This window comes from bacterium (assembly GCA_035281585.1).
Classification (GTDB): Bacteria; UBA10199; UBA10199; order DSSB01; family DSSB01; genus DATEDP01.
In genome coordinates this window covers 1-25008 of record DATEDP010000099.1, presented here as the reverse complement: position 1 = coordinate 25008, position 25008 = coordinate 1, and the positions used below count along the sequence as shown (strand labels likewise).

Annotated in this window: 21 protein-coding genes; 11 read left to right on the top strand and 10 right to left on the bottom strand. The window is 62.1% G+C overall.

Annotated features, from left to right (window positions below; all coding sequences use genetic code 11):
* The 5 genes from VJR29_08105 to VJR29_08085 all read right to left on the bottom strand — a co-directional run.
* A partial coding sequence (locus VJR29_08105) for a cysteine dioxygenase family protein (GenBank protein ID HKY63365.1) occupies window positions 1–1491 on the bottom strand: 1491 nt, incomplete at its 3' end.
* Window positions 1488–1685 carry a hypothetical protein gene (locus VJR29_08100; protein HKY63364.1) on the bottom strand — a complete coding sequence of 66 codons (198 nt, stop codon included), beginning with the start codon at window positions 1683–1685 and terminating at the stop codon, window positions 1488–1490. The genes VJR29_08105 and VJR29_08100, both read right to left, overlap by 4 nt.
* 341 nt (window positions 1686–2026) lie before the next feature.
* Entirely contained in the window at window positions 2027–3346 is a 1320-nt protein-coding gene (locus VJR29_08095) for a BamA/TamA family outer membrane protein (GenBank protein ID HKY63363.1), read from the bottom strand.
* A complete protein-coding gene (locus VJR29_08090; GenBank protein HKY63362.1) occupies window positions 3336–4142 on the bottom strand; it encodes an SDR family oxidoreductase in 807 nt (268 codons plus the stop codon). The genes VJR29_08095 and VJR29_08090 overlap by 11 nt, the downstream gene beginning before the upstream one ends.
* Before the next feature lie 3 nt (window positions 4143–4145).
* Window positions 4146–5183 (bottom strand): VIT1/CCC1 transporter family protein, encoded by a 1038-nt coding sequence (locus VJR29_08085; GenBank protein ID HKY63361.1) that lies wholly within the window; start codon window positions 5181–5183, stop codon window positions 4146–4148.
* Window positions 5184–5225: 42 nt separating this feature from the next.
* Here VJR29_08085 and VJR29_08080 point away from each other — a divergent pair, with 42 nt between their 5' ends.
* Entirely contained in the window at window positions 5226–5618 is a 393-nt protein-coding gene (locus VJR29_08080) for a hypothetical protein (GenBank protein HKY63360.1), read from the top strand.
* 70 nt (window positions 5619–5688) lie between these two features.
* Here the strand turns inward: VJR29_08080 and fusA are convergent, their stop codons facing one another.
* A complete protein-coding gene (gene fusA / locus VJR29_08075) occupies window positions 5689–7740 on the bottom strand; it encodes an elongation factor G (protein HKY63359.1) in 2052 nt (683 codons plus the stop codon).
* Between the two features lie 144 nt (window positions 7741–7884).
* Here fusA and VJR29_08070 point away from each other — a divergent pair, with 144 nt between their 5' ends.
* The 5 genes from VJR29_08070 to VJR29_08050 all read left to right on the top strand — a co-directional run bounded on the left by VJR29_08070 (window position 7885) and on the right by VJR29_08050 (window position 12502).
* Window positions 7885–8367, top strand: a complete 483-nt coding sequence (locus tag VJR29_08070; protein ID HKY63358.1) for a DUF4442 domain-containing protein — start codon at window positions 7885–7887, stop codon at window positions 8365–8367.
* Entirely contained in the window at window positions 8364–9377 is a 1014-nt protein-coding gene (locus VJR29_08065) for a HupE/UreJ family protein (protein ID HKY63357.1), read from the top strand. The genes VJR29_08070 and VJR29_08065 overlap by 4 nt, the downstream gene beginning before the upstream one ends.
* Window positions 9378–9489: 112 nt before the next feature.
* Entirely contained in the window at window positions 9490–10488 is a 999-nt protein-coding gene (corA, locus tag VJR29_08060) for a magnesium/cobalt transporter CorA (GenBank protein ID HKY63356.1), read from the top strand.
* 236 nt (window positions 10489–10724) lie between these two features.
* Complete coding sequence (locus VJR29_08055; GenBank protein HKY63355.1) at window positions 10725–11411, top strand: hypothetical protein; 687 nt, start codon at window positions 10725–10727, stop codon at window positions 11409–11411.
* 110 nt (window positions 11412–11521) lie between these two features.
* Window positions 11522–12502, top strand: a complete 981-nt coding sequence (locus VJR29_08050) for a bifunctional phosphoglucose/phosphomannose isomerase (protein ID HKY63354.1) — start codon at window positions 11522–11524, stop codon at window positions 12500–12502.
* 73 nt (window positions 12503–12575) lie between these two features.
* On the opposite strand, the gene VJR29_08045 is transcribed toward VJR29_08050, so the two are convergent.
* A complete protein-coding gene (locus VJR29_08045; protein ID HKY63353.1) occupies window positions 12576–13943 on the bottom strand; it encodes a DUF4301 family protein in 1368 nt (455 codons plus the stop codon).
* 3 nt (window positions 13944–13946) lie between these two features.
* Complete coding sequence (locus VJR29_08040) at window positions 13947–15359, bottom strand: phosphoglucomutase/phosphomannomutase family protein (protein HKY63352.1); 1413 nt, start codon at window positions 15357–15359, stop codon at window positions 13947–13949.
* A 97-nt stretch (window positions 15360–15456) separates the two neighbouring features.
* On the opposite strand from VJR29_08040, the gene VJR29_08035 reads away from it, so the two are divergent.
* Window positions 15457–16422: an ROK family protein gene (locus VJR29_08035; protein ID HKY63351.1), complete on the top strand. Its 966-nt coding sequence runs from the start codon at window positions 15457–15459 to the stop codon at window positions 16420–16422.
* A 70-nt stretch (window positions 16423–16492) separates the two neighbouring features.
* Here the strand turns inward: VJR29_08035 and VJR29_08030 are convergent, their stop codons facing one another.
* Window positions 16493–17311, bottom strand: coding sequence for an SDR family oxidoreductase (locus VJR29_08030; GenBank protein HKY63350.1), 819 nt, complete (start codon window positions 17309–17311; stop codon window positions 16493–16495).
* A 152-nt stretch (window positions 17312–17463) separates the two neighbouring features.
* On the opposite strand from VJR29_08030, the gene VJR29_08025 reads away from it, so the two are divergent.
* Genes VJR29_08025 through lpdA form a run of 3 tightly spaced genes read left to right on the top strand, consistent with a single transcriptional unit; the run spans window position 17464 to window position 22915 of the window.
* Complete coding sequence (locus tag VJR29_08025; protein ID HKY63349.1) at window positions 17464–20205, top strand: 2-oxoglutarate dehydrogenase E1 component; 2742 nt, start codon at window positions 17464–17466, stop codon at window positions 20203–20205.
* Between the two features lie 3 nt (window positions 20206–20208).
* Entirely contained in the window at window positions 20209–21495 is a 1287-nt protein-coding gene (gene odhB / locus VJR29_08020; GenBank protein ID HKY63348.1) for a 2-oxoglutarate dehydrogenase complex dihydrolipoyllysine-residue succinyltransferase, read from the top strand.
* 13 nt (window positions 21496–21508) lie between these two features.
* Complete coding sequence (gene lpdA, locus VJR29_08015) at window positions 21509–22915, top strand: dihydrolipoyl dehydrogenase (protein ID HKY63347.1); 1407 nt, start codon at window positions 21509–21511, stop codon at window positions 22913–22915.
* A gap of 424 nt (window positions 22916–23339) precedes the next feature.
* Here lpdA and VJR29_08010 read toward each other — a convergent pair whose 3' ends face one another.
* On the bottom strand, window positions 23340–23591 hold the full coding sequence (locus tag VJR29_08010; protein ID HKY63346.1) for an acyl-CoA-binding protein: 252 nt from the start codon (window positions 23589–23591) through the stop codon (window positions 23340–23342).
* Window positions 23592–23640: 49 nt separating this feature from the next.
* Between VJR29_08010 and VJR29_08005 the strand changes: the two genes are divergently transcribed.
* The coding region (locus VJR29_08005; protein HKY63345.1) for a hypothetical protein at window positions 23641–25008 on the top strand (1368 nt) is incomplete at its 3' end.

Sequence of the window (25008 nt, the reverse complement as noted above, 5' to 3'; positions counted from 1 at the left end):
CCAAGTCCGAGCCGAACCATGGCGGCGCAAAGCGCCGTCGGGCCGCAAACGGTAGCTCACCTCGGTGGCTTGGCCTTGGAGGATCCGGTCGAAGCCCGAGGATCCGCCGTGGTCGTGGGGCACCGTTCCCTGGCCGTCTTTCCAGGACAGCAGCAGGATTTCGAAGCTGTCCGGACCCTCGCCCTCGCGGTGCAAGACCCGGCGGTTGTAGTGGTCGGGATTGAACTCAACGAAGGGCGACCAATGCTCGGGATCTAGGCGCAGGTCCTCGAAGATTCGGCCTAGGGCCGCGTCGTCGACCGACTGGCGGAGGCCGAGCAGCAAGGGCTCCAGCGGCTTTTGCAATTCGGGCGGCAACGAGGGAGCCGGGTCGGGGCTGCGGTGAACTCCGCTATCCGAGGTCGGCTCGATTTCGCTTCGAGATCCGGGCCGGAGGGGCCGCAGCGCTTGGCTCATGAGGATGGTTGGACCTGGGGCCACCCCGACGACCGCCACCGCCGGCTGCAAACCGGGCGCCCAAGCCGGAAGGCTCAGGGCCGCCGGCGGCAGCGGATTTTGTCGAAAGAGAATCTCTCGCCGGGCCAGATCGCGGACGAAGCGCTGGCCACCGACCAAACGGCCCGCCACGTTGAAGTGCAAAAGGCTGGCGAAAGCATCGGCCCAAAAATGCTCGCCGTGCGAAGCGCCCAAACCCAAGCGCGGCTGAAGGTACTGGGAAAGCGAAATACCGGCCAACAAACCGGCTTGGTGAAACAAGGAAGCGTTGAGACCCGTGAAGCCATTTCGAGCGGTGACACCAGCCTCAATGCCGTGCAGGCGCCGGAACAATGCCGAGCTCCCCGCTCCGCCCAGCTTCAGTAAGCCGAGGCTCAAAGCCGCTCCGAGCCACTCCCTTCCCCAATCCGAGGAAAGCGGCCGCTCCGGATGGAAGGCACGGTCGACCAGGACTTGGGTTCCCCAAAATGCGGTGACCTCCGGCAGAAACGCGGCGGTCGAAGCCAAGGCTCGAGCGCCGCCGCCGCGGGCCCAGAAATAGGCTCCGGGCGAGCCGGCCAATCGGCTCAAAGCCGCGAACCGGAAAGTCGAAAAGGCCAAAGCTCCGGCGCTCATTCCGAGCAAGGCCGAGGGCTCGGTCGCGTCGCGGACGAAGCTTCCGACGAAGCGCTCGGCTCGCCGGCCGAAGGTTCCCCGGCCTTCCAACAGCTCGAGCTCCTCGCGGGCCCGGGCAAGAGTCGAAGCGCCGATTCCGCGGCTTCGGCCCTCGGTGGCGAGCCAGGAGATAATCTCACGGCCAAGCTCGAATTGCTGGCGGTCGAGCGCCCGGCGGCCGATTTGGAAAAGACCCTCTCCGAGCAATTCGCCGTCGCTTTCCCGCGACAGCGCCCGCAGCTCGCGGGCCAGCGCCGGTGGAAGGCCGGGGCGGCCGGCCCAGCCGATGAAGGCCGGGCCGGCGCCGTGGTTCGAGGGGGGAAATGGAAGGAGCGACGTCATCGGGCACCTCCGACGGCGCTGGAGGGTTCGATGCCGGCAACCCGCTTCGGCAAGCGGCCTCGCCAGGGCGGAATTTGGTCGGGCAAGGCTTTCTCGCGGAAAAATCGGTGAAGGCCCAAGCGGGCCTGATCGAGGAGGAAATGCTCGGGCTGACCCCAGAGCAGGCTGAACAGAAACAAACGGAAATTCTTCACAGAGGCTCCTAAAGCCCGGAGAACTTCCAGCGATCCGGTCAGCTCAACGAGAGGCAAATCGCGCCAAAAGCGCGTCGTTGGTTAATCTTGAATGGGTTGATTGCAGAATTGCGCCAACGGCCCGGACGCCTTGCGGCGTCGCTCGCCACCGTTGGCTAGAGACAGGCGCACATGGGAGGACACCCGGCCGATGCCGGCAAAACGAGGTAAGAATGGGTCAAGCGGGTGTTCATTGTTTTCAACCGTAAACAAAAGGCGAAGGCGCTGTCAAGGCGCTCGCCGAAAATAATTTCATCCGAGGTTTCGGCAAAGCCGTGGAAGGTGTTGCGAAAAAATTTATTTCAAAGGTTCTGGATTGCCCGGAAAATGAAGTTCACGCCCTCGCCGGCATAGGCCGCGTCGACCTGGAATTGGTAGAACTTGCGAACCGTGACCCGGACGCCGGCGCCGCCGCCAAAACGGAAATCCTTGAAGGAGAAATTGTGGATTCCGTCGAAGACTCGGCCGCTGTCGAAGAACACCGTGCCATCGACGTTCTCCCACAGCGGGTAGCGCAGCTCGACGTTGAAGACGACACTGCTGTTGTCGCGGAAGCGGCCGGCATCGAAGCCGCGCATCGGCGAATGAACGTCGAGCAAGGCCAGTCGGTAAAACGGGATCTGATCGCCGCCGGTGGTGTCCTGGAACATCCAAGCATTGTGGAGCCAGAGCACCAAGCGAGGATGGCCCAGCGTGAAATAATGTTCCAGATCGAAATCCCATTGGTAGAAGCTGAAACCGCCCTGCCCGACCAGCTGAAAGCGGTGGAAGGTCAAGGAATAGCGCCCGCCCCGGCTCGGATAGTAATAGGGCTGCCGGGTGTCGTGGGCCAGCTGGAAACCCATGTCGACATAGTCGAGCTTGCGCCCGAAGCCGGCCAGCTCGCTCGGCGGGAACCTCTCCTGGATCTTGTCGGGCGAGGAAGCCCGGCCCGAGTCGCCGTCGGAGAGATCGAAGACGAAGCGGGCCGAGAAAACGAGATTCTGCACCATCTCAAAGCCGAATTGAGTGCCGACCCGCAACCGATAGAGCCCGAATTCGGTCTTGGCCGATTGAGGGGTCTCCGGCCCGATGCCGTAGAAATCCTCGTCGAATTCACGATACCAGGTCGAGAAGACCCCGAAGGAAAAGGCGCGGTCGAAGGCGGTAAAAGCCTCGGGGTTGGTGATGGCGATTTCAGCCCGCTGGTCGAGATCGGTGAAGAGAATGGCCCGGGCGAAAAAGTCGTAATTGGCCTGCCAAAGATCGAGGAGGGTGACCCCAAGGCCGGCTCCGAATTTGCTTCCGCTGCCGACCGTCATGATCGGATAAAAAACATGGGACTGCTTCTGATTGGCGGCCAGCTGAACGGTGCGGCCGGCATATTTGTTGCGATCGAGGAGAAGCCCGAAGCGCGAAACCGGATAGGTGATCCCCTTCATGAGGTAGTAAGGGAAAAGAAAAGGCGAGACCTCGAGCGGGACGTTGGGAACCGCCGCCGGGGTCGCCGACGGCTCGGGAAAGGTCCCGGCGCAAATCGCTCCCGGCGTCTGATCGTCACCGATGCAAGGCTCCTTGGCCCAGGCCGGCGCTGCCAGAAAGATAAAAGCCAGGAGCGCCCATCCCCGAAACTTAGCCGCCACGCTTCCTCCGCGACAAACGGCGCCCCAATCTCCGCATCGCCCCCGGGAAGAAGCGATTCAGCAGCACGAACAATTTGCCGTGAAACGTGATGATCTGCTCGCGCTTCCGTCGGGCCACGGCGGCGGCGATCTGACGGGCCGCCTTTTCGGCCGGCATTTGCAGCCAATCCGGGATCGAGTCCTTGCGATGCTCCTGAAAGCGGGCAAAATTGTCGACCCGGCGGATTTCGCTGGCCACGAAACCGGGGCTGATCAAGGTCACGGCCACCTTCGCCGGCGCCAGCTCGGCGTGGAGCGCGTCGGCCAAGGCCTTCACCGCGAACTTGCTCATGCAATAGCCGCTGGTTCCGGGCAGGCTGATGTAAGAGTTGACGCTTCCGACCAGGACCAAGCCACCGTGGGTCTTCTTCAGCTCGGGGAGAGCGGCCCAGGCGGTTCGCATCAGGCCGAAAACGTTGGTCTCGAATTGGCGGCGGTAATCCTCGATCGTGAGCTTGTCGAAATTTCCATAGATGCCGAAGCCGGCATTGGCCACCGCGACGTCGATTTTCCCGAAGGCCGCGACGCCGAGGGCGACGGCGGACTCGAGCTCGCCGTCGTGGGTGACGTCGCCGGCGACAATCAGCGCCCGTCGCCCCTTCGCCTCCAAATCCTTGGCCAGCTGCTCCAGCCGATCTCGGCGACGGGCGAAAAGGATCAGATCGGCGCCCTCCTCGGCGAAAACCCGGGCCAAGGCCTCGCCGATTCCCGAGGAAGCTCCGGTAAGAAAGACGACTTTTTGCTCGAAACGTCCCATGCTTTAAGCCCCCAATTTGACGCCCAGCCATTTGCCGATGAGAAAGGTGACCGCGCCGGCCCCGCCACCGATCAGCAGCATCCTAATTCCGCTCCACCAAGCTCGCCGCCCGGTGAAGAGGCTCAAGGTGGCTCCGGTCGTGAATAGACCGAGCCCGGTGCAAACCAGCGAAATCCAAAGACTGCTTTCGGCCGCCGCCCACAGAAAAGGCAGGAGTGGAATCGAGGCGCCGATCGAAAAGGAAATGAAAGAGGAGATCGCCGCCGACCAAGGCGAGCCCAACTCGTCGAGGTTGAGCCCCAGCTCTTCCCTGGCCAGGGTGTCGAGAGCCCGGTTGGGATTGGCGATGATCCTATGGGCCAAGCTCCGGGCCTCGCCCAGACTCAAGCCCTTGGCTTCGTAGATCAAGGCCAGCTCTTCGGCCTCCTCCTCGGGATATTGTTGGAGCTCTTTCTTCTCGAGGTCGATCTGGTGCTGGAACATCTCGCGCTGCGAGCGAACCGAGATGTATTCGCCGGCGCCCATCGAGCAGGCGCCGGCCAGGAGCCCGGCCATGCCCGAAAGCAGGATGAAGGCGCTGTTGTCGGAAGCGCCGGCCACGCCGAGGATCAGGCTGGCATTGGAGACCAAGCCATCGTTGATGCCGAAAACCGCCGCCCGCAGATTGCCGGCCATCCCGACGCCGCGATGGCGCTGGCCGACTTGCTCGAGGTCGGTGGGCATCGGGTGGTTCGGAATGGATCGGGAATAGGCCGAGAGGCCGCGGACCTTCATCGCCGCCAACATCGGCTTGAGGCGGCGCGGCTCGATCTTCGAGAGAAGCCAAGCGACGAGACGGGCCCGAAGATCGGGCCGGTAGGTCGCCAAAGCCATGCCGGTCTCTTCGGCCTTCTTGGCCCAGATCGCGGCTTGGGCCTCGGCCCGGTGGCCGAGCTTGGCGAAGAGTTGAGCCAGCTGCGGGTTGGGCTCGTGCCGGCTCAATGCGGCATAGAGATATGCCGAACGCTTTTCTTCGATCCAACCTTGCTTTGCGTGTTCCATGAATGGTTTGACAGCCGACCGGCCGAAAGATAAGCCAGGCATATGAAAAAGAAACGATTTTTTTTACTGGCCCTGGCTTTACTGGCCTTGAGCGCCCCGCTCCAAGCCGGCACCTCGATGGACATCGGCGAAGGCGCCGAGCTTTGCGAGAAGTACGCCAAGAAATCGCTGGAGAAGAAGAACATCTACATCGTCTGGGTTCAAGGCTTCTTCAGCGCCTTCAACGCCCTCGATCCCAAGACCAAGAACATCGCCGGCACCAAGGACTACCATTATGTGAGGAAATGGCTCGACGACTATTGCAAGGCCAACCCCACCATGTATTTCGGCGAGGCCGTGCGGATGCTGATCGAGGAGCTCTACCCGAACCGCATTCCCAACACGCCGGCCCAAGAGCCCAAGCCCGGCGAAGGCGTGAGCATTCAATTCAAGTAGGGGCACCCCTAGCGGGGCCCCATCTGCGGCGATCGCAAAACCTCGCTACGGGCGACCGCAAGGGTCGCCCCTACACTCGCTTCTCGACTTTTGCGTAATGCTGGGGCGGCAGGGGCTCGTAGCGGATGAACTCCATTCGATGATGACCGGCACCGTGGGTCAGGCTGCGCAGATCGGTCGAATACTTGAAGAGCTCCGACATCGGAGCCTCACCCTCGACGACGTGACGCTCCTTCTCCTGCCGCATCCCGACGATCTTTCCCCGCCGAGCCGTCAGATCGTTGGTGATCGCGCCGACGAACTCCGGCGGCGTGCTGACTTCCACGTGCAGGATCGGCTCGAGCAAGATCGGCTTGGCCTCCTCCTCGCCCTTCTTCAGCGCCATCGAGCCGGCGATTTGAAAAGCCAAATCCGAGGAATCCACCGAATGGAAGGTGCCGTCGCAGAGCGTCACCTTGAGGTCGACCACCGGATAGCCGGCCAGGGTGCCTTTCAGCATCGCCGCCTTCACGCCCTCTTCCACCGCCGGAATGTATTTGGAAGGAATCACCCCGCCCTTGATCGCGTCGACGAACTCGAAGCCCCCACCCAGCGGCAAGGGCTCGACCTCGAGCCAGACGTCGCCGTATTGGCCATGGCCGCCGGACTGCTTCTTGTATTTTCCCTGAACCTTGACTTTGCGGGTGACGGTTTCGCGGTAGGGAACTTGAGGCTTGCCCAGCGTCACCTCGACGCCGTAGCGCGATCGAAGCCGTTCATGAACCACCTCGAGGTGAACCTCGCCCAAGCCCGAGACGACGGTCTCGCTGGTCTCCGGATCGACGTGAAAGTGAAAGGTCGGATCGTGGGTCGTGAGCTTGCCCAGGGCCATTCCCAGCTTTTCCTGATCTTGGCGGGTTTTGGGGTGGAGAACGACCGAGATCGTCGGCTCCGGGAAAACCGGCGGATCGTAGGCGATGGGACGGCCGGGATCGGTCAGGGTGTCGCCCAAGCGGGTGCTCTTGAGCTTGGCGACGCCGACAACCTCGCCCAGCGAGGCCTCATTCACCTCCAGCCGCTCCTTGCCCCGGAAATTGAATAGATGCCCCATTCGCTCGGTCGAGCCGCTCCGGGGATTGAGCAGGTCAGCGCCGTGGCGAAGAGTGCCCGAAATGATCTTCAAGAAAAAAATATCTCCGACGCCAGGGTCGGAGACGATCTTGAAAACTTGAGCCGAGACCGATTCCGCCAAGTGGGGATTCCGGGACTCGAATTCCCCGCTTGGGTTCTTGCCCTCCTTGGGCGGCAAGCGGTCCGGCGCCAGGATCAAATGGGTCAAGGTGTCGAGCAGCAGCCGGATGCCTTGAGGCGGCTTGGAGCTGCCAACCAAGACCGGCAGGATCTCCTCGTCCTCGATATCCTGGATGAGCCGCGGCAGCACATCGGCCTTCTTCAAGATCTCGCCGCCGGCCAAGCGCTCGAAAAGCGCCTCGTCGGTCTCGGCGATCTCCTCGATGAGCAGCTTCTGATTCTGTTGAAAACGCTCTTTCTCGGCCTCGGGCACCGGCCCTTCCACCGCTTGGCCTTTTTCGTAGGTGAAGACCCGGCCGTCGATGAGATCGAGGACCCCACGGAAGGATTCGCCCTGGCCCAAAGGCAAAGCCATCGGGTGGGCATGGCGGCTGAGCTCGCGGATCGAGGCCAAGGCCCGGTCGAAATCGGCCCGCTCCTTGTCCATCTTGTTGATGAAAAACAGCAGCGGCTTCTTGAGAGCCAGCGCCTGCTCGAAGAGTTCGCGGGTGGCGACATCGACGCCGACCGTCGCGTCGACGACGATCACCGCGGCGTCGAGCAGGGCCAAGGGCGCCACGGCCTCGCCGAGAAAATCGGGAAAGCCCGGCGTATCGGCTAAGTAAAGCCGATGACCGTCCCAATCCAGCGACTGGAGCTTGCTGCTCAGGGAAATGCGGCGTTTGATCTCTTCGGGATCCTGGTCGAGGTGGCTCGAGCCCTCGTCGACCGAGCCCAACCGGTGGGTGGCTCCGGCCGCAAAGAGCAGGGCTTCGGCCAGACTGGTCTTGCCGGACCCGGAGGCGCCGAGCAAGGTGACACTGCGGATTTTTTCCGCTTCGCGGGGCGACATCGGAAAAACCTCCTGAGGAGAGGATAACGCTGAGGAAAAAAGGGGCCAAGGAAAAACATCGACCTGTCATTCCAGATCTTCGCTCCGCTCAGGATGACAGGCCTTTTCTTGCCAACATCCCGCCCGCCATGCCATGTTCCCGCCATGACCGAATGGAAAAAAACTTTGGGCTTACGGGCCTTCGGCCTCCTCAAGATCCCCCTGCTCTGCTCGGTGCGGCCCACCATCCTGCGCCTCAACCGCGAGCTCTGCGAAATCCGGATTCCGCTCAACTACTGGACCCGAAACCATCTCAAGTCGATGTATTTCGGAACCCTGGCCATCGGCGCCGACTGCGCCGGCGGCCTCTTGGCCCAGGAAGCGATCCGCAAGAGCGGCAAGGACGTCGTCCTCATCTTCAAGGATTTTCACGCCGACTTCCTCAAGCGGGCCGAACACGACGTCCACTTCACCTGCAAAGACGGCCTCAAGATCGAGAAGCAGGTCAAGGAGACGGTGCAGAGCGGCGAGCGAACCAACCAGACTTTGACGATCGTGGCGACGACACCCAAGGTCACCGGCGACGAGCCGGTGGCGAAATTCCTCCTCACCCTCTCGCTGAAGCTCAAATCCGGCAAATCCAAATGAAGAAAACCCTGCCTTGGCTCCTGTGTCTTTGGATCTTTCCTTGGATCGGCCAGGCTCACGTTCTGAAGCTCTCCGACTCCGAGCTTCGGCGGCAGGGCGAACAAGCGGTGTGGAACCTCCGCGTCCACCTTGGCGACTTCGATGTGAAGTTCGGCCGGGCCACCGAAGCCGAGGTGAAGGCCTATTTCCCGCAAAGGCTCGGGCTTTCGGTCCAAGGAAAAGCCTGCGAGTTTCAAACGATCGACTTTCAAAAAACCCCGGCCCAAGACTTGGCCGCCCTTAAATTGAGCTATCGCTGCCCTTCCGACGCCGGCCCCCTCCAGATTCACTACGATCTGTTTTATGGCGACCCCAACCATCGCCACTTGCTGAAGGTCGTCGCCGGCTCGCAGAGCTCGAGCTTCACCTTCGATCCGGGCCATACCGAATTCGAGCTCTCCAGCGAAAGCCGAAGCGCCGCCATGATCGGTTTCTTGAAGCTGGGCTTGGAGCACATCCTCATCGGTTACGACCACATCCTTTTCGTCCTGGCCCTGATTTTGGGGGCCCGGCGGGTCAAGGATTTGGTCTGGCTGGTGACCTCCTTCACCTTGGCCCACTCCATCACCTTGGCCTTGGCGACCTTGGAGATCATCGCCTTGCCGCCGAAAATCGTCGAGCCGGCGATCGCCGCCAGCATCGTCCTGCTTTCGCTGATCGACTTTTTCCCCGGCAAGCCCATTCGCCGGGTCATGGTGCCGGTCACCTTCATATTTGGGTTGGTTCATGGCCTGGGCTTCTCCTACATCCTGCAGGAGGCCCACCTGAAAGCCGGGAGCCTGGTGATCCCCCTGGTCTTCTTCAACTTGGGAGTCGAAATCGGGCAATTGCTGATCGTGGCCCTGGTCTATCCCCTGACCTTGGGCCTGAAACGGCTGGCCGGCGGCGCCTACCGCTATGTTCAAGCTCTGTTCTTGCTGGCCATTGCCGGAATGGGTTTATATTGGTTTTTGGAGAGGGTATTGTCTTAGATAAAAATATAGGGGGCGACACGCTGTCACCCCCTACCTGTCCTGGCCGGAACCCTGGATGCCAGATTGTAAGCGCGCTCCGAAGGCTTGGCAAGGTTGAAAAGGGAAAGACATGCATACGATCTACATCTGCCCTCCCGATGGCTCCCTGATCGAAACCCAAGACCTCGAGAGGCTGAAAGCCGCCCTCGATGAAAAGCGCTCCAATGTCTGGGTCGACATGGAAGACCCCTCCGAGGAAGAAGTCGACTTCCTGCTCGAGTATTTCAATTTCCATCCGCTGGCGATCGAGCACGTCCTTTTGGGGGTCGGGGCCGCCCGACTCGACGTCTACGACCGCTACGCCTTCCTGGCCCTGCACCGGATGTTTTATAATTTCGAGACCGAGACCTGCGAGAAGCGCGAATTTCAGGTCTTCTTTTCGGAACGCTTCATCGTCACCTCCCATGGCAAGAACCTCTCGCGCACCTTCAACTCGGCCCGCCAGCGGGTGAAGGAATGCCCCAAGGATACCCTGGGCGACTCGCCCAGCTATGTCTTGCTCCATCTGCTGGAGCTGGCGATCAAGGACTACGAGCCGATCATGGAGGAATGGCAGGAGAACCTGGAGGACATCGAGCAGCAAGTGCTGAAGGGTGCGAATCAAGACGTCCTCGACCAGATCTTGAAATTCAAAAAGCTGGTGGCGACGATGCGCAAGAATCTCCTGCCGGAGCGCGACGTCTTCCGACAGCTCGACGACAAGCACGTCATCCCCTTCATCACCGCGGAGGCCCGCCCCTACATCAAGAGCGCGATGGACGACATGAACGCCCTGCTCCAAGAGCTGGAGGCGCTGCGCGAGCATGCCGGCTCGGTCTTCGACGTCTATGCGGCGGTGCTGACGATCCGGATGACCGAATCTTCCAACCAGCTGAACTACGTCATGCAACGCCTGACCATCGGAGCGACGATTTTCCTTCCGCTCACCTTCATCGTCGGAGTCTACGGAATGAACTTCGACGACATGCCCGAGTTCCGATGGCCCGGCTTCTATTACCTGCTCTGGGGGCTCATGATCAGCTTGGTGGTGGGCATGCTCCTCTTCTTCAAAAAGAAAAAATGGCTGTGAATCGGGGGGAGCAAGCCTCGCTTCGACCCGCTCGGGGGTGGAAGCTCCACAAGCCGAGAGCCCGGGCCCGGCCAGGGCCCCTGTAATAAAACTGCATTATTCCATATACTTATCCTTAAAGTCGTCATCGCGTCTTGCCTGGCATTTCTTTTGCTAAGCTTTTTAGCAGCACACTTCTCCACCGAGAATCACTCCAATTTGTGTCACGGGGGCATCGCGTAACGGAGGTTACGATCATGACCAGCCCTCGAATCCTGACTGCCCGCGAAATCGCGCGTCGCGCCGAGCACGACGCCGAAACCATGCCCCCCACCGTCCTTCGCACCCACGTGCCGCGGGAAGCCTTTGAGATCGGCGCTTTGCCGCCTCGTCTCAGCACTTTCTCTCCGCCTTTGCCCAGCTTGAGCGGCTTGGCCCGCGACGGCAGCGAACCGGTCCGCCCCGCCGGCCGCGCTCGCTCCGCCGGCCCGCGTCACCGTCCGGGAGTCGAGCCGCCCGAAGGCATCGTCCATTTCCATCCGGCGAATCCGCGCGACGCCGCGGCGTTTCGCCGAATGACGCGGGAGCTGCTCCACCTGCGGCCCGGCTCCGGCGCCCACCATCGCGAGACCGCTCCCGAGGCGGCGCCGGCGACTCCAACTTACCGCCCCAGCTTGGAAGACTGCCGCGGCGACCTGTCGGAGTTTCGCCGGGCGATGGCCGATTTCACCCGCGCCCGTTATTTCGGCGGCGACGATCGTCATGCCGTGGCCAGCGCCGCCCTGCAACGGGCCGAGGCCGCCTACCACCGCCTCTACGCCAACCTGCCGCTGACGCCGGGGATGACCGGCATTCTGGAAAACCTCGACGGCCGGCTCGCGACTTCACGGACCGAGTTGGCGGCCATGGCGCCGCGGACCGGCCGCTCGCGCCGGCACGCTTAAGCTCTTTGCCTCAGGAAAAGCCCGTCGGGTGCTGGTGCCCGCCTTCTGGGCATGGCGCTCGACGGGCTTTTTCGCTTTGGAAATCCCGATCGATCTGGCAAGAGAGGAGCGTGAGCGCCCCTTTTCATCAAGCGATCCGCCAATTCCCGCGGCAGTTCCTCGAGAGCTGGAAAATCGTTGTCGACCATCCCGGCTTGGGGATGCTTGGCCCCGATCGCTTCCGCCGAATTTACTATGGCGCGATGGGCGGCTCTTCCCTGCCGGCCGACATCTTGAACGACATCTACGACGGAAACCCTCGGCTGGAATTGCTTCGAGACTACGACTTGCCGGCCGGCGCCGGTTCCGAAGACCTGCTGATCGCCGCCTCCTTTTCCGGGAATACCGAGGAAACTCTGGCGGTCTTGGCCGAAGCCTTGAAGCGGGGGCTGCCGAGCCTGGCCCTTTCCAACGGCGGCAAGCTCGAGCAGGATGCGAAGGCCGCCGGAATTCCCTGGATCCCAATTCCGCATTGCATCCAGCCGCGTTGCGCCTCGGGGTACTTCTACGCGACGCTCCTCGGCCTCCTCTACAAAATGGGCCGGATCGATTCGCCGGAGTCGGAGCTGAAGCGGCTCGAATTTTTTCTCGAGGGGTTCCAGGACGCCGCCGAGGCCCGCGGCAAGAAGCTCGCCTCCGCGCTCAAGGATCGGGTCCCGCTGATCTACGGACCCAGCCGCTTGGAGGGCGTCTGCCGGATCTGGAAGATCAAGCTCAACGAGAATGCCAAGATCCAGAGCTTCTACAATGTCCTTCCCGAGCTCAATCACAATGAGATGGTCGGCTTCACCCGCTTGCTGATGAAGCCGGTCTTGGTTTTCTTGGAGAGTCGCTTCATGCATCCGCGGATCGAGCGGCGGATGGAAGTGATGAAGGAGCTGCTGGCCGGCGAGATGCCGGTCCTGCGGGTGCCGGCCGCCGGCGACACGCCGCTGCAAGAGATGTTCGGCTGTTTGCTGATCGCCGACTATGCCTCTTACTACCTGGCCGCCGAGTACGGCGTCGATCCGGCGCCGGTGGCGATGGTCGAGGAATTCAAAAGAAAATTGTAGGGGCGACCCTTGCGGTCGCCCTCGGGCGAGGATATCGCCATCACTGCGGACCGGGCACCCGCGAGGGGTGCCCCTACACAGTCCGGTGCTCGGGCCGAAGCAGGTCCTCGACCGTCTTCACCGGCGAGAAGGTCTCGATCGGAATTTCCACAAATATAGTTTCCCAATAAGCCATCGAGCCGTTCCAGAGACCGGGCAGCTCCAAGGCCTTGAGCGGCCGTCCTTCGTAGGATTTGGTGGAGATGAAGCCGGCTTCAGGGTCGGCGAAAGCGGCCAAATCGAAAGGCTGGCCTTGAGAATCGCGCAGCCCACAGGCCAGGATGACCGGGTTGAAGTGGGTCGAGCTGCGGAAGACCGCCTGCTGCTCGGCCGAATTCGGATCGACCTGGGCCGACTCCACGATCTGAAGCGAGGTGTTGCCCCGGGCGTCGCGGACCCAAAAAGGCGCGCCGCCGGGCTCGCCTTGGTTCGGTACCACTCCCACCACCCGGAGCGGACGGTCGTAGGGATCGCGCTGGCGCTCGGCCAGCACGCCGCCCAAGACCCGCTCCCAATCCAAGCGGGCCTCGCGCCATCGGGCCGGAGCCACGTTGTCGATGTTCTTCAGAAAGACGATGTCGCCGCCGAGGTTTTGGAGGTTTCCAAGCAGAGCTCCGTGGCCGGCCGGGCGGAAGACCAGACGGCCCTGACGGTCCCGGAAAGGCCGGTTGCTCTCGTCGGCCGCGATGGTGTCGGTCGAGGCTGCCTGGAGCGAATCGCCGAGCTCGATTTGGACTCCGCCGGCCGCGTATCGATCGATGATGCCCGCGAGGTGCTCGCGGGTTTCCCGTCGGTGCTTCTCGGCCACGGTGAAATGGATCCGGGCCCGTCCCTTGGAATCGCGAGTCAGCTCAGCCGCCTCCGCCACCTGCTCTTCCAAGGCGCTGCGCGAGCCCTCGGGATAGCGATGAAATTGAACCAGGCCCTTGGGGCTATCGGCATAGGCGAGGCCGCGGGGGCCGAGCAGAAAGTCCAAGACCGTTTCAAAATCCCGCTTCTTCAGCGAATCCTCCAGGGAGCGGCCGGCTTGATCCATCTTTTCTCGAAGCGCCGGATAAAAGGGATAATCGCCCAAGCGACTCAGCTCGGCCGCCAATTCATCGGACACCTTCCCGTGCCAGCCTTGCAGAAATTTTTGGAACATTCGGGTTCCGGCTCCCGAGGCCGGGACGAATTTCATCGCCCGGCCGGCCGCGACGGCCTGGCCGTAGCTCGAACGAAAATTCCGGGCTTCGGCTTCGGAGACCCGGCGAATGCCGTCGCCGATTCGGCAGGGCCGGACCAAATCGGCATAGACCGGTCCGCGGGCGAAGCGCTCCAGCTGGCGGCCGACGGCCTCGACGCTCAGACCATGGCTCGCGATTTGAGCCAAATCCTGGGGAGAGAAATCGGCGGCGGTCATCGCTTAAGCCACGCTTTCCAGGAATTTTCGGGCGAAGCCGAGAAGCTGCTTGGCCTTGGTCTCGCTCGGAGCCTCGGCGTAGACCCGCAACAGCGGCTCGGTGCCGGAGGGCCGGATCAAGAGCCAGCTATCGTCGCTGAATTCGAACTTGAAGCCGTCGGTGAAATTCTTACCGCGCAGCGCCAGCTTGCCGAAGGCCGGCATCGAGCCCGCCCCGAGCTTGTCCCGGATGGACCGGATCCGCTCCAGCGGAAAGTGCAGGTCCTCGCGGCGGAACAGCAAGGGGCCGGCTTCCTTCTGGAGCTCGGCCAAGATCTTGGAGAAGGGCTTCTTGTGGTAGGCCAAGATTTCGAGGAGCAAAAGGCCGCAGAGGATTCCGTCGCGCTCATAGACATGGCGGGCGATGCCGATGCCGCCCGATTCCTCCCCGCCCATCAAAGGCGTCGATTTACGGAATTCCTGGCAGATGAACTTGAAGCCGATCGGCGTCTCCACCAGCTTGAGGCCGTAACTCGCGCAAAGCCGGCGGATCATGTTGGTGGTCGAAACGGTCTTGATGACGTCGCCCTTCCAGCGCTTCACCAAGGTCAGGTGCCGGAGAATGAGGGCGAAGATATGGTGGGAATCGACGAAGCGCCCCTTCTCGTCGATCGCCCCGATGCGGTCGGCGTCGCCGTCGGTGGCGAGCCCGATGTGAGCCTTGGCGGCTTTGACTTGGACGGCGGCCGCGGCCAGGTTCTTCTCGATCGGCTCGGGATTGACTCCGCCGAAGGAGGGATTCTCCTCGCCCCGGATCTCGATGGCCTGCTTGCCGAGGAGCTTGGTGAAGTAACCGCAACCGGCGCCGTACATCGGATCGACCAACACCTTGAGCTTGGCTTGGCGGATGAGCTTGAAGTCGATCATCTTGCGGAGCTGCTTGAGGTAGGCGCCGTGAGGATCGAAGTGTTGGAGCAAGCCCTTCTTCTCGCCTTCGGCCAACGCGAGCCGGTGGGGCGAGCGGTCGTCGAGGTCGTTCTCCCGAATCCGGACCTCGATTCGGGCGGTGAACTCCGGCGAGGCCGAGCCGCCGTAGCCCTCCTTGAATTTCACCCCGTTCCAAGCCGCCGGATTGTGGCTGGCGGTGATGACCACGCCGGCCAAGCCGCCGTTCTCCTTGGTCATCCAGGAGATGCAGGGAGTGGGGCAAAAATCCTTGGCCAGGAAAACCTTGAAGCCGTTGCCGAGCAGGACTTCGACCGCGATCTCGGCGAAGCGCCGGCTTTGGAAGCGCCGGTCGTAGCCGACGTAAACGCCCTGCCCTTTGCCCGCGGCCTGGAGGTCGCAGAAGGCCTGCAAGACCTTGGCGACGTTGGCGAAAGTGTATTCCTCGCCGATGATCGCCCGCCAGCCGTCGGTTCCGAATTGAATGGCCATGATTCTCCTCCAAAATGTCGGCCGAACCTTTAACCGAGCTTCCGCTTCTCATCAATCCTCAAAATTGCTAGGGGTTAGGCAACAGAGTGAGAAATCCATGACCCGACATTACCTATCCGTCGACATCGGCGGCACCTCCCTTCGCTTGGCTCTCATCGAGGAATCGGGCGAGATCCTATTGCAGCGCAACTTGGCCTCCGACTTGGTGCGGAAAGGCGAGGAGCTGCTTAAAGTTTTGGCGGAAGAGACCCGCGATTTGATCAAGGAATCCAAGGAAAGGGGCGGAAACATCGGCGGCTTGGCCCTGGGCGTGCCCGGCTTGGTCGACGCCAAGCACGGGATCGTCCGACAATCGCCCCATTTCCCGCTGTGGCGGGATTTGGCGCTGCGCGAGCCGCTCCAGAAGGTCTTTCCCTTCCCGGTGGTCATGGACAACGACGCCAACCATGCCGCCTTGGGCGAAGCCTGGCTCGGGGCCGGCAAGGATTGGCCCGACTTCATCTTGATCACTCTGGGCACCGGCGTCGGCGGCGGCATCATCTTGAGCGGGCAGATCTTCCGCGGACCCAGCGGCTTCGCCGGCGAGATCGGCCACATCGTCATCGACCGCAACGGTCTGCCCGGCGCTCTCGGCAGCCGTGGCACCCTCGAAACCCTGGTTTCGCAGAGCGGCCTCAAGCTTCAATCGCAGCGGCTTTGGGAGAACGCCGGCAAAGAAACCGGCGCCACCATCCTCGACCTCGACCCCGAGGCCTCGGATTTGCCCAAGACTCTCTTCGACCTGGCTTCCGAGGGGGTCGAAGCCGCGCAGAATATATGGAAGGAATTCGGTTCGGCCCTGGGCTGCGGCATCGTCAGTCTGGCCAACGCCTTCGGTTTCCTCCGCTTCGCGATCGGCGGCGGCCTCTCCGGCGCCTGGAAATTTTTCGACGAAAGCTGCCGCAAGGAGATCGAAGCTCGAACCTACGAAACCCTCGCTGCCGAGATCCAAGTCGTCCCGGCCACTCTGGGCAACGACGCCGGCCTCATCGGCGGCGTGCGCGCGGTGCAGTTGGCCTTGTAGGGGCACCCCTTGCGGGTGCCCAGGCTTACATCAGCATCGTCCGTGGATCGGGCACCCGCAAGGGGCGCCCCTACGCTTCCACGAACAAATCCAAGCCCGGTTCCTCATTGGGGTCCATCCGGTATTTGTCGAAATTCTTGTAACCCCGCTCCCGCAGGAAGGGCTCGTCGAGCACCGCCCGGCCGGTGAGCTGAGTCGGATCGCTGGTGACGATCTCGTAGGCCGCGTCGGCCATGATGGCCGGGGTCCGGCAGACCGGCATCCCGCTCTCGCCGAGCAGCATCTTGGTGGCGGCGGTGGCGACCAAGGTTCGGGGCCAAAGCGAGTTGACGCCGATCTTGTAGGGGGCCAGCTCCTGCGAAAGGCCGATGGTCGCCATCGTCATGCCGAACTTGGAGATCGTGTAGACCACGTGGCTCTTGAACCACTTGGGATCGAGGCTGATCGGCGGCGACAGGTTCAGGATGTGGCCGCCGCCCGCGGCCTTGAGGTGAGGAATGCAGAGATGGCTGCATTCCAGGACCGCCCGAAGATTCAAGTAAAGCATCAAGTCTGCCCGCTTCATCGGCGTGGTTTCAAGGGGAGTCAGCGCGATAGCGCCGGCGTTGTTGATCAGGATGTCGATCTTGCCGTAAGTGTCGGCCACCTTCTGGACCATGGCCTCGACGGTCGCATCCATCCGCAGGTCGATGGGGATGGCCAAGGCCTTCCCCCCCGCTGCCTTCACTTCCTCGGCCACCGAATAAATGGTGCCCGGCAATTTGCCTTCGGTTTCCGACTTGCCGGTGATGACCAGAGTGGCTCCATCCTTGGCAAAACGCAGGGCCATTTCCCGCCCAATGCCGCGGCTGGAGCCGGTGATGAGAATGACTTTGTCTTTGAGCTTCATAGAAATCTCCCGTTTATGCACAGGCCACCTAACACAACTAGCCTAAATCAAAAGGGAAAATTCGAAAAAATCCGTTCGCTGTATTTGACGCCCTGAGGCAATTTATTGTAGGAAAAGGCCCCCTAATATGGGCAATAATGGTCCAATCGACTATGTCTAGTTATCTCAATCCTCTGAACACCGGCTATATCGAAGAGCTTGCCGAACAATATAAAAAAGACCCCGAAGCGGTCGACCCCAGCTGGCGCTACTTTTTCGACGGCTTGGCCCTCCGCCAAAGGATGGACCAGAGCCTCGGGGCTCCGGGGCCGGTCGAGGCCGACGACCTCGAGTTCGAGCTCAAGGTTTTGGAGCTGATCCAAAACTACCGTGAGCTCGGCTTCCTGATCGCCGACGTGAACCCCTTGCAAAGGGGCATCAAGTCCCATCCCCTGCTCAAGCTCGACAAGTTCGGCCTCAACGAGTCCGACCTCGACCGCATCTGCGACGTCGGCAACATGCTGGGACTGGGCCGGGTTCCGCTCCGCGAGATCATCCGGACTCTCACCGAATATTACTGCTCACCGGCCTCGGTTGAATACGGCCACATCGAAGATCCGCCCAGCCGGCTCTGGATTCAAAAGCGCATCGAGTCGAACTACCTCAACAAGGGTTTGCCGAACGAGGTCAAGCAACGCTGTCTGAGCAAGCTGATCGACGCCGAAGCGCTGGAAACCTTCCTCCACCGCCGCTTCGTCGGCCAAAAGCGCTTCTCGGTCGAAGGCACCGACGTCATCATTCCGATGCTCGATTATTTGATCGAGCAGGCCGCCCAGCTCGGCGCCGACGAGATCCTGATCGCAATGGCCCACCGCGGCCGGCTCAACGTCCTGGCCAATATCTTCGGCAAGGATTTGAAGCAGATGATGGGCGAATTCTCCGGCAACTTCGACGCCAACGTCGGCGACGGCGACGTCAAGTACCACATGGGCTTCTCGACCCAGGCGCCGCTGCCCGACGGCAAGCCGATGCACCTTTCGCTCTCGCCCAACCCCAGCCATCTCGAGGCGGTCAACTCGGTGGTCACCGGCGTCACCCGCTCCAAGCAAAAGCTGAAGGGCGACAAGAACCGCACCCGGGTGCTGGCGGTGCTGCTCCACGGCGACGCCTCCTTCACCGGCCAAGGCTCGGTCTACGAGCTGCTCAACATGTCGGACTTGGCGGGCTACACCATCGGCGGGGCCATCCATATCATCGTCAACAACCAGATCGGCTTCACCACCATGCCGCAGGAGTCCCGCTCCACGCCCCAGGCCACCGACATCGCCAAGATGCTGGAGTTCCCGATCTTCCACGTCAACGCCGACGTGCCCGACACCGCTTTGCGCTGCGTTTCGCTGGCCCTCCAGTTCCGTTACAAGTTCAAGCGCGACGTGATCATCGACGTCGTCGGCTATCGCCGCTACGGCCACAACGAGGCCGACGAGCCGGCTTTCACCCAGCCCCTGATGTACCGGGCCATCGCCCAGCATCCGCGGGTCCGCGAAATTTACGCCAAGAAGCTGATCGACCAGGGCATCGTGACCCAAGCCGGAGTCGAGGAGCAGCTTCAAGATTATCACCAGCGGCTCGACGACGCGCTGGCCGAGTCCAAGAAGAGCAAGATCTCGCCGGCGATGCATTCCTTCGGCGACCGTTGGAACCACCTCAAGAAACCGACCGAGCGCGACATCTTCAAGAAGTTCGTCAGCGGCGTCTCGATCGAGGAGCTGCGCCGGATCGGCGAGAAGATCGGGCAGGTCCCGCCGGGCTTCATCCTCCACCCCAAGATCCAAAAATTGGTCGAGGATCGCGAGGCCATGCTGCGGGGCGAGCGCGGCGTCGATTGGAGCATGGGCGAAGCCCTGGCCTTCGGCAGCCTGCTTTGCCAAGGCCGGATGGTTCGGCTGGCCGGCCAGGATTCGGAGCGCGGCACCTTCTCCCAGCGCCACTGCATCTTCCACGACATCGAGAACGGCCGGAAATACAACCCCTTCAATTTCATCCAAGAGCAGCAGGCCGACTTCGAGGTCGTCAACAGCCTGCTCTCGGAATACGCGGCGATGGGCTTCGAGTTCGGTCAGAGCTTGGCTAACCCGATGAAGCTGACGATGTGGGAGGCCCAGTTCGGCGACTTCGTCAACTCGGCTCAAGTCATCGTCGACCAATTCATCTCGAGCTCGGCCGCCAAGTGGCAGCGCTATAGCGGCCTGGTCCTGCTCCTGCCCCACGGCTACGAAGGCCAAGGGCCCGAGCATTCCTCGGCCCGGCTCGAGCGCTTCCTCCAGGCCTGCGCCCAGAACAACACCCAGGTCTGCAACATGACCACGCCGGCCCAATATTTCCACGTGCTGCGCCGCCAAGTTCTGCGCGACTTCCGGATCCCGCTCATCATCATGTCGCCCAAAAGCCTGCTGCGCCATCCGCTGGCGGTTTCCGACATCAAGGAGTTCCAGGACGGCCATTTCCAAGAGGTGATCGACGATGCCGATCCCAGCTTGAAGGACAAGGCCGAGCGGGTCCTCCTGTGCAGCGGCAAGATTTATTACGAGCTGCTCGAGGGCCGGCAAAAGGCCAAGAACCCCAACATCCCGATCCTAAGGGTCGAGCAATTCTATCCCTTCCCCGAGGAGCTTTACAAAAAGCTGCTCTCGTCCTATCCCCGAGCCAAGGAAATCACCTGGGTTCAAGAAGGTCCTCGCAACATGGAAGGCTGGTCCTTCATGAAGGAGCATCTGGCTCCGTTGCTGGGCAAGGACCAAACCCTGGTCTACGTCGGCCGCGCGGCCCAAGCCAGCCCGGCCGACAGCTACATGCACCTCCACCTGCGGGAGCAAAAGCGCATCGTCGCCACGGCCTTGGGAGAAAACCAATAGATTATGAAACACGAAGTCATCGTCCCTTCGGCGGGCGAATCCATCAATGAAGTTTTCATCGGCACCTGGCTGAAAAAGACCGGCGACTTGGTCCGGAAGGACGAAGTCCTGCTCGACCTCGAGACTCAAAAGACCACCTTCGAGATCCAAGCCGAGCATTCCGGCCGGATCGAAGTCCTCAAGCCCGAGGCCGAAACCCGGGTTCGGCCCGGCGACGTGATCGCGATCATCGACGACAGCGTCAGCGTCGAGAACGGCGCCGGCGGCGGAGCGCCGGCCAAGGCCGAGGCCAAGCCGGCGGCGGCTCCGGTCGCCGCGGCCACCGCCACCGCGGCCAAGCCGGCCGAAGCGCCAATCGTTCACCCTTCGGCCCGCAAGCTGGCCGCCGAGAAAGGCCTCGACACCTCGACCCTCGCCGGCACCGGCAAGGACGGCCGGATTCTCAAGGAAGACGTGCAGCAGGCCGGCAATGCCCCGGCCAAAGTCACGCCGATCCGGCCCACCGCTCCGGCCCCTTCGGCGCCGGTCGCCGACAACCGCAGCCACCTCCCGGTTTTCAGCTATCATCTCGACGAGAGCCGCGGCGAGCGCCGCGAGCCGGCCTCCCGGATCCGCCGAACCATCGCCCAAAATTTGGTCGCGGCCCAACACACCGCGGCCATCCTGACCACCTTCAATGAAGCCGACATGAGCAAGGTCCTGGACTTTCGCAAGAAGTTCAAGGACGCCTTCAAAGCCAAGCATGGCGTCGGCCTCGGCATGGTCAGCCTCTTCGCCATGGCCTGCGTCAAGGCCCTCAAGGAATACCCGCTGGTCAACTCGACTTTCACCGGCGAGGACATCATCTACCGCGACTTCGTCGACATGGGCGTGGCGGTGAGCACCGAGAACGGCTTGGTCGTGCCGGTGATCCGCGATACCGACAAGATCGGCGTGGTCGGCTTCGAGAAGAAACTCGACGAGCTGAGCAAGAAGGCCAAGGACAAGAAGCTCTCGATCGCCGAGATGACCGGCGGCACCTTCACCGTCAGCAACGGCGGCGTCTTCGGCTCCTTGCTTTCGACCCCGATCCTCAACATGCCCCAATCCGGCATCCTCGGCCTCCACAAGATCCAAGAACGGCCGGTGGCCATCGAGGGCCAAGTCGTCATCCGCCCGATGATGTACCTGGCCCTCTCCTACGACCACCGCATCATCGACGGCCGGGAGGCGGTGAGCTTCCTGGTCAGGGTCAAGGAAGGCGTCGAGAAGATCGACGAATTGCTGGCCGCCCAAGACATCGGTTTATAACGAAGGAATCCCTATGGCTCCCGAAGTCACTTATGACCTCATCGTCATCGGCGCCGGGCCCGGCGGCTACGTCGCGGCCATCCGCGCGGCCCAGCTCGGCCTGAAAGTCGCCTGCATCGAGAAAGAGCGCAGCCTGGGCGGAACCTGCCTCAATGTCGGCTGCATCCCCTCCAAGGCTCTGCTCGAATCCTCCGAGCTCTACGCCCAAGCCAAGGACAAGCTGAAGGACCACGGCGTCCAGATCGGTCAGCTCTCGCTCGACTTGGCCAAGTGCATGGAGCGAAAGGATCAAGTCGTCGGCCAGCTCACCGGCGGGGTCGCCTTCCTCTTCAAGAAGAACAAGGTCGACCACATCCTGGGCACCGCCCAGGTCAACGCCGACCGCTCGGTGACGGTGCGCCAGAACAAGGAAGAAACCCTGCTCAAGGCCAAGAACGTCCTGATCGCCAGCGGCAGCAGCCCGATCGAGCTGCCGGGCTTGAAGATCGATCAAAAGTCGATCGTCGACTCAACCGGCGCCCTGGCCCTGCCCAAGGTTCCCAAAAGCATGATCGTCATCGGCGGCGGCTACATCGGCCTAGAGCTGGGCTCGGTCTATCTACGTTACGGCAGCCAGGTCACCGTGCTCGAAGCTCTCGACCGAATCGTCCCGGCGATGGATCTCGAGGTCGGCAAGGCCTTCCAGCGGATCTTGCACAAGCAAGGCATGAATTTTCAGCTCTCGACCAAGGTCAAGAAAGCGACTGTCGGGAAGGATGGCGTCGAGGTCGAAGTCGAAGACGCCGCCGGCAAGGCCTCAACCCTCAACGCCGAAGTGGTCCTGGTCGCGGTCGGCCGCCGGCCCAACACCTCGGGCCTGGGCCTCGATAAGGCCGGGATCAAGCTCGATGAGCGGGGGCGAATCGCCGTGAACTCCCATTTCCAGACTTCGCTGGCCGGCGTCTACGCGGTCGGCGACGTGATCGCCGGCCCGATGCTGGCTCACAAGGCGATGGAGGAAGGCGTGGCGGTGGTCGAGAGTCTTGCCGGCCAAGCCGGCCACGTCAATTACGACGCGATTCCGAGCGTGGTCTACACTTGGCCCGAAGTCGCCTCGGTCGGCTTGACCGAAGAGCAGGTCAAGGAGAAGGGCATCGAATATCGGGCTTTCAAGTATCCCTTCACCGCGGTGCCCAAGGCCATCGCGATGGGCGAGAAGGAAGGCTTCGTCAAATTGATCGCCGACAAGAAGACCGACCGCCTGCTCGGGGCCCACATCTTGGGGCCGCGGGCTTCGGACATGATCGCCGAGTTGGTGCTCGCCATCGAGTTCAAGGCCAGCGCCGAGGACATCGCCCGCACCTGCCACGCCCATCCGACCTTATCCGAGGGCGTGAAAGAAGCAGCCCTGGGCTTGGGCAGCGGTCCGATCCATATCTGATATTCGACATCGAATATCGCGTTTGTCTACAAAGGAACTTTGTGGCTGGCCCTGAACGGGTCCTGTCCGGTCTGCATCCCCACCCGGCCACCCGTTCGGCCCAGAACATCTCGGGCAAACAAGGTCAGCAGCACAGCGGTAGGTCGGGGTCCGGGGGGTGGGGATCTCTCTCAAAATATCTCTGCAGGAGGGAGGGCGTAGGAAGGCCGAGAAATCCGTCGGAGCCAAAAACTTAGGGGCTGACGAAGGAAGACCCTAAGTTTTATGGCGAAGCGGATTTCTCGGACTGAGTAGCCCGACCGGGCAGATTTTTGAGGGAGATCCCCACCCCCCGGACCCCGACCGGGCAAGAACACCAAAGCCAGCACCAACACCAACACCAATACCAACCCCAACCCCACCGCCAGCACCAGCACCGAGCCCGTCAAGAAGCCAGCTTCTTCACCAAACTAACGTAAGCGCTCATCGCCTTCTCCGCGCTCTTCCCCTTCTGCTTCTCCCAAGCGGAGTATTTGGCCTTCCCTTTCAGGTCGAGCATCCCAGGCTTGGGTCCGTGAACGTCACCTTCGGTCGCCTGCTTGTAAAGGCCGTAGAGCTGGAGCAATTGGTCATTGCTCAGGTCGGAAAGCTTTTTGACATCCTTGAGCGCTTGGTCGAATTCCTTTTTGGTGGACATAGGCTTGGCTCCCACTTACAAATTCCCTAATCAGATAGGGAGGTTTTCGATGTCGATTCCGGGAAGATCCCTTCGCCCTATTTTACCCAGCCTGCTCGTCCTTGCCACGGCTTTTCTAGGCGCCTGCGGTAAAGAAGAGGCCCCGCCCCCGGCCGCCACTCCGGCGCCGGTCGTTTCCACCATGACCTTGCAGACCCCGCGGCTTCAGGGCCTCAGCCTCAATGGTCGCAGCATCGAGGAGGTGGCCGGGCAATTTCAGGATCCACAGACCCTGGACGCCCAAGACCTGGCCAAGGCCTTCGGCATCAACGACACCGCCTACCTCGACGGCATCATGAAGCTCATCGAGGCCCAGCTCCAATCGGGCAACCCGCTCAAGTACATCTCGATCTACTTCGGCGGAGCGCTCAAGTCCCAGGCCGCGCGCTGCCGCAGCGACCTCGGTGAAGGCGTCTGCATGATCGAGCCCTACGTCTTCAACTGCTCCGAGGCCGTCACCCAGAAAAATTGGACCGAGGAGAATTACCTCAAGCTCTGCAAGCGGCTGGGGCGGCTCAAGGCTTACCGGCCCGAGCGCTTGTTCGCCATCTTCGAAGGCCAAGACACCTTGGCTTATCGCGAAGGCTCGGCTCCCCCGCCGCCTAGCCCCAGCCCCGCGCCGAGCAAGGGCAAGAAGGCGCCGCCGCCCCCGGCAGCGCCGGCTCTCAGCGTTTCCCAGGCAGTGACCTGGCAACCGCATCCCGAAGCCATCGACCTCGTCCGCTACCTCCAGCGCGAAGGCATCGCGGTTTTTGCCCTGATGGAACCGGTGACCAGCGCCTCCCTCCAATCCTGGGGCTTCGCCATTCCGCCTTCCCGCATCGGCGAATCGGACAAGGCCGGTGCCGTTTGGCGACTGCTCGAAGCCGAGTTGATCGACCGCAACCGCCGCGCCACCGAGGCCTCCGCCAAGCTGAATCTCGAAGATCTCCGGCTGGTGCTATGGACCTCGGCCAACTTCGACTCCAACCGGCCTTCCGACCTGATTTTCCTGGAAAACGTCTCGACGGTCCCGGGCGGCGGCGATCTGCTTTTCATCCATCCTTATCTCCGGGGTAACGACAAGAACCTGACCCACGATCCTCAGGCCAGCGAAGCTTTCAAGGCCTTCATCGCCCGCCAGACCGAGCTGCGACCCACCCGGCTGGGGCTATGGCTCGAGCAGCCGGCGGTGGAAAAGAATGTCGCAGGATCGCCGGGCGGCTTCCTGAAAGAGGTCCCCAGCGCCGGAGCGGCCATGCCCGAGGCGGTGCCGAGTGAGAGCCTGCCCAGCGCGACGCCGGCCGCCACACCGGCGGCAAGCCCCTCGGCCGAGACCAAACCCGCGGCCACCCCGGCCGCCAATCTCCTGCAGCCGATTCCTCCGGCGCCACCCGAT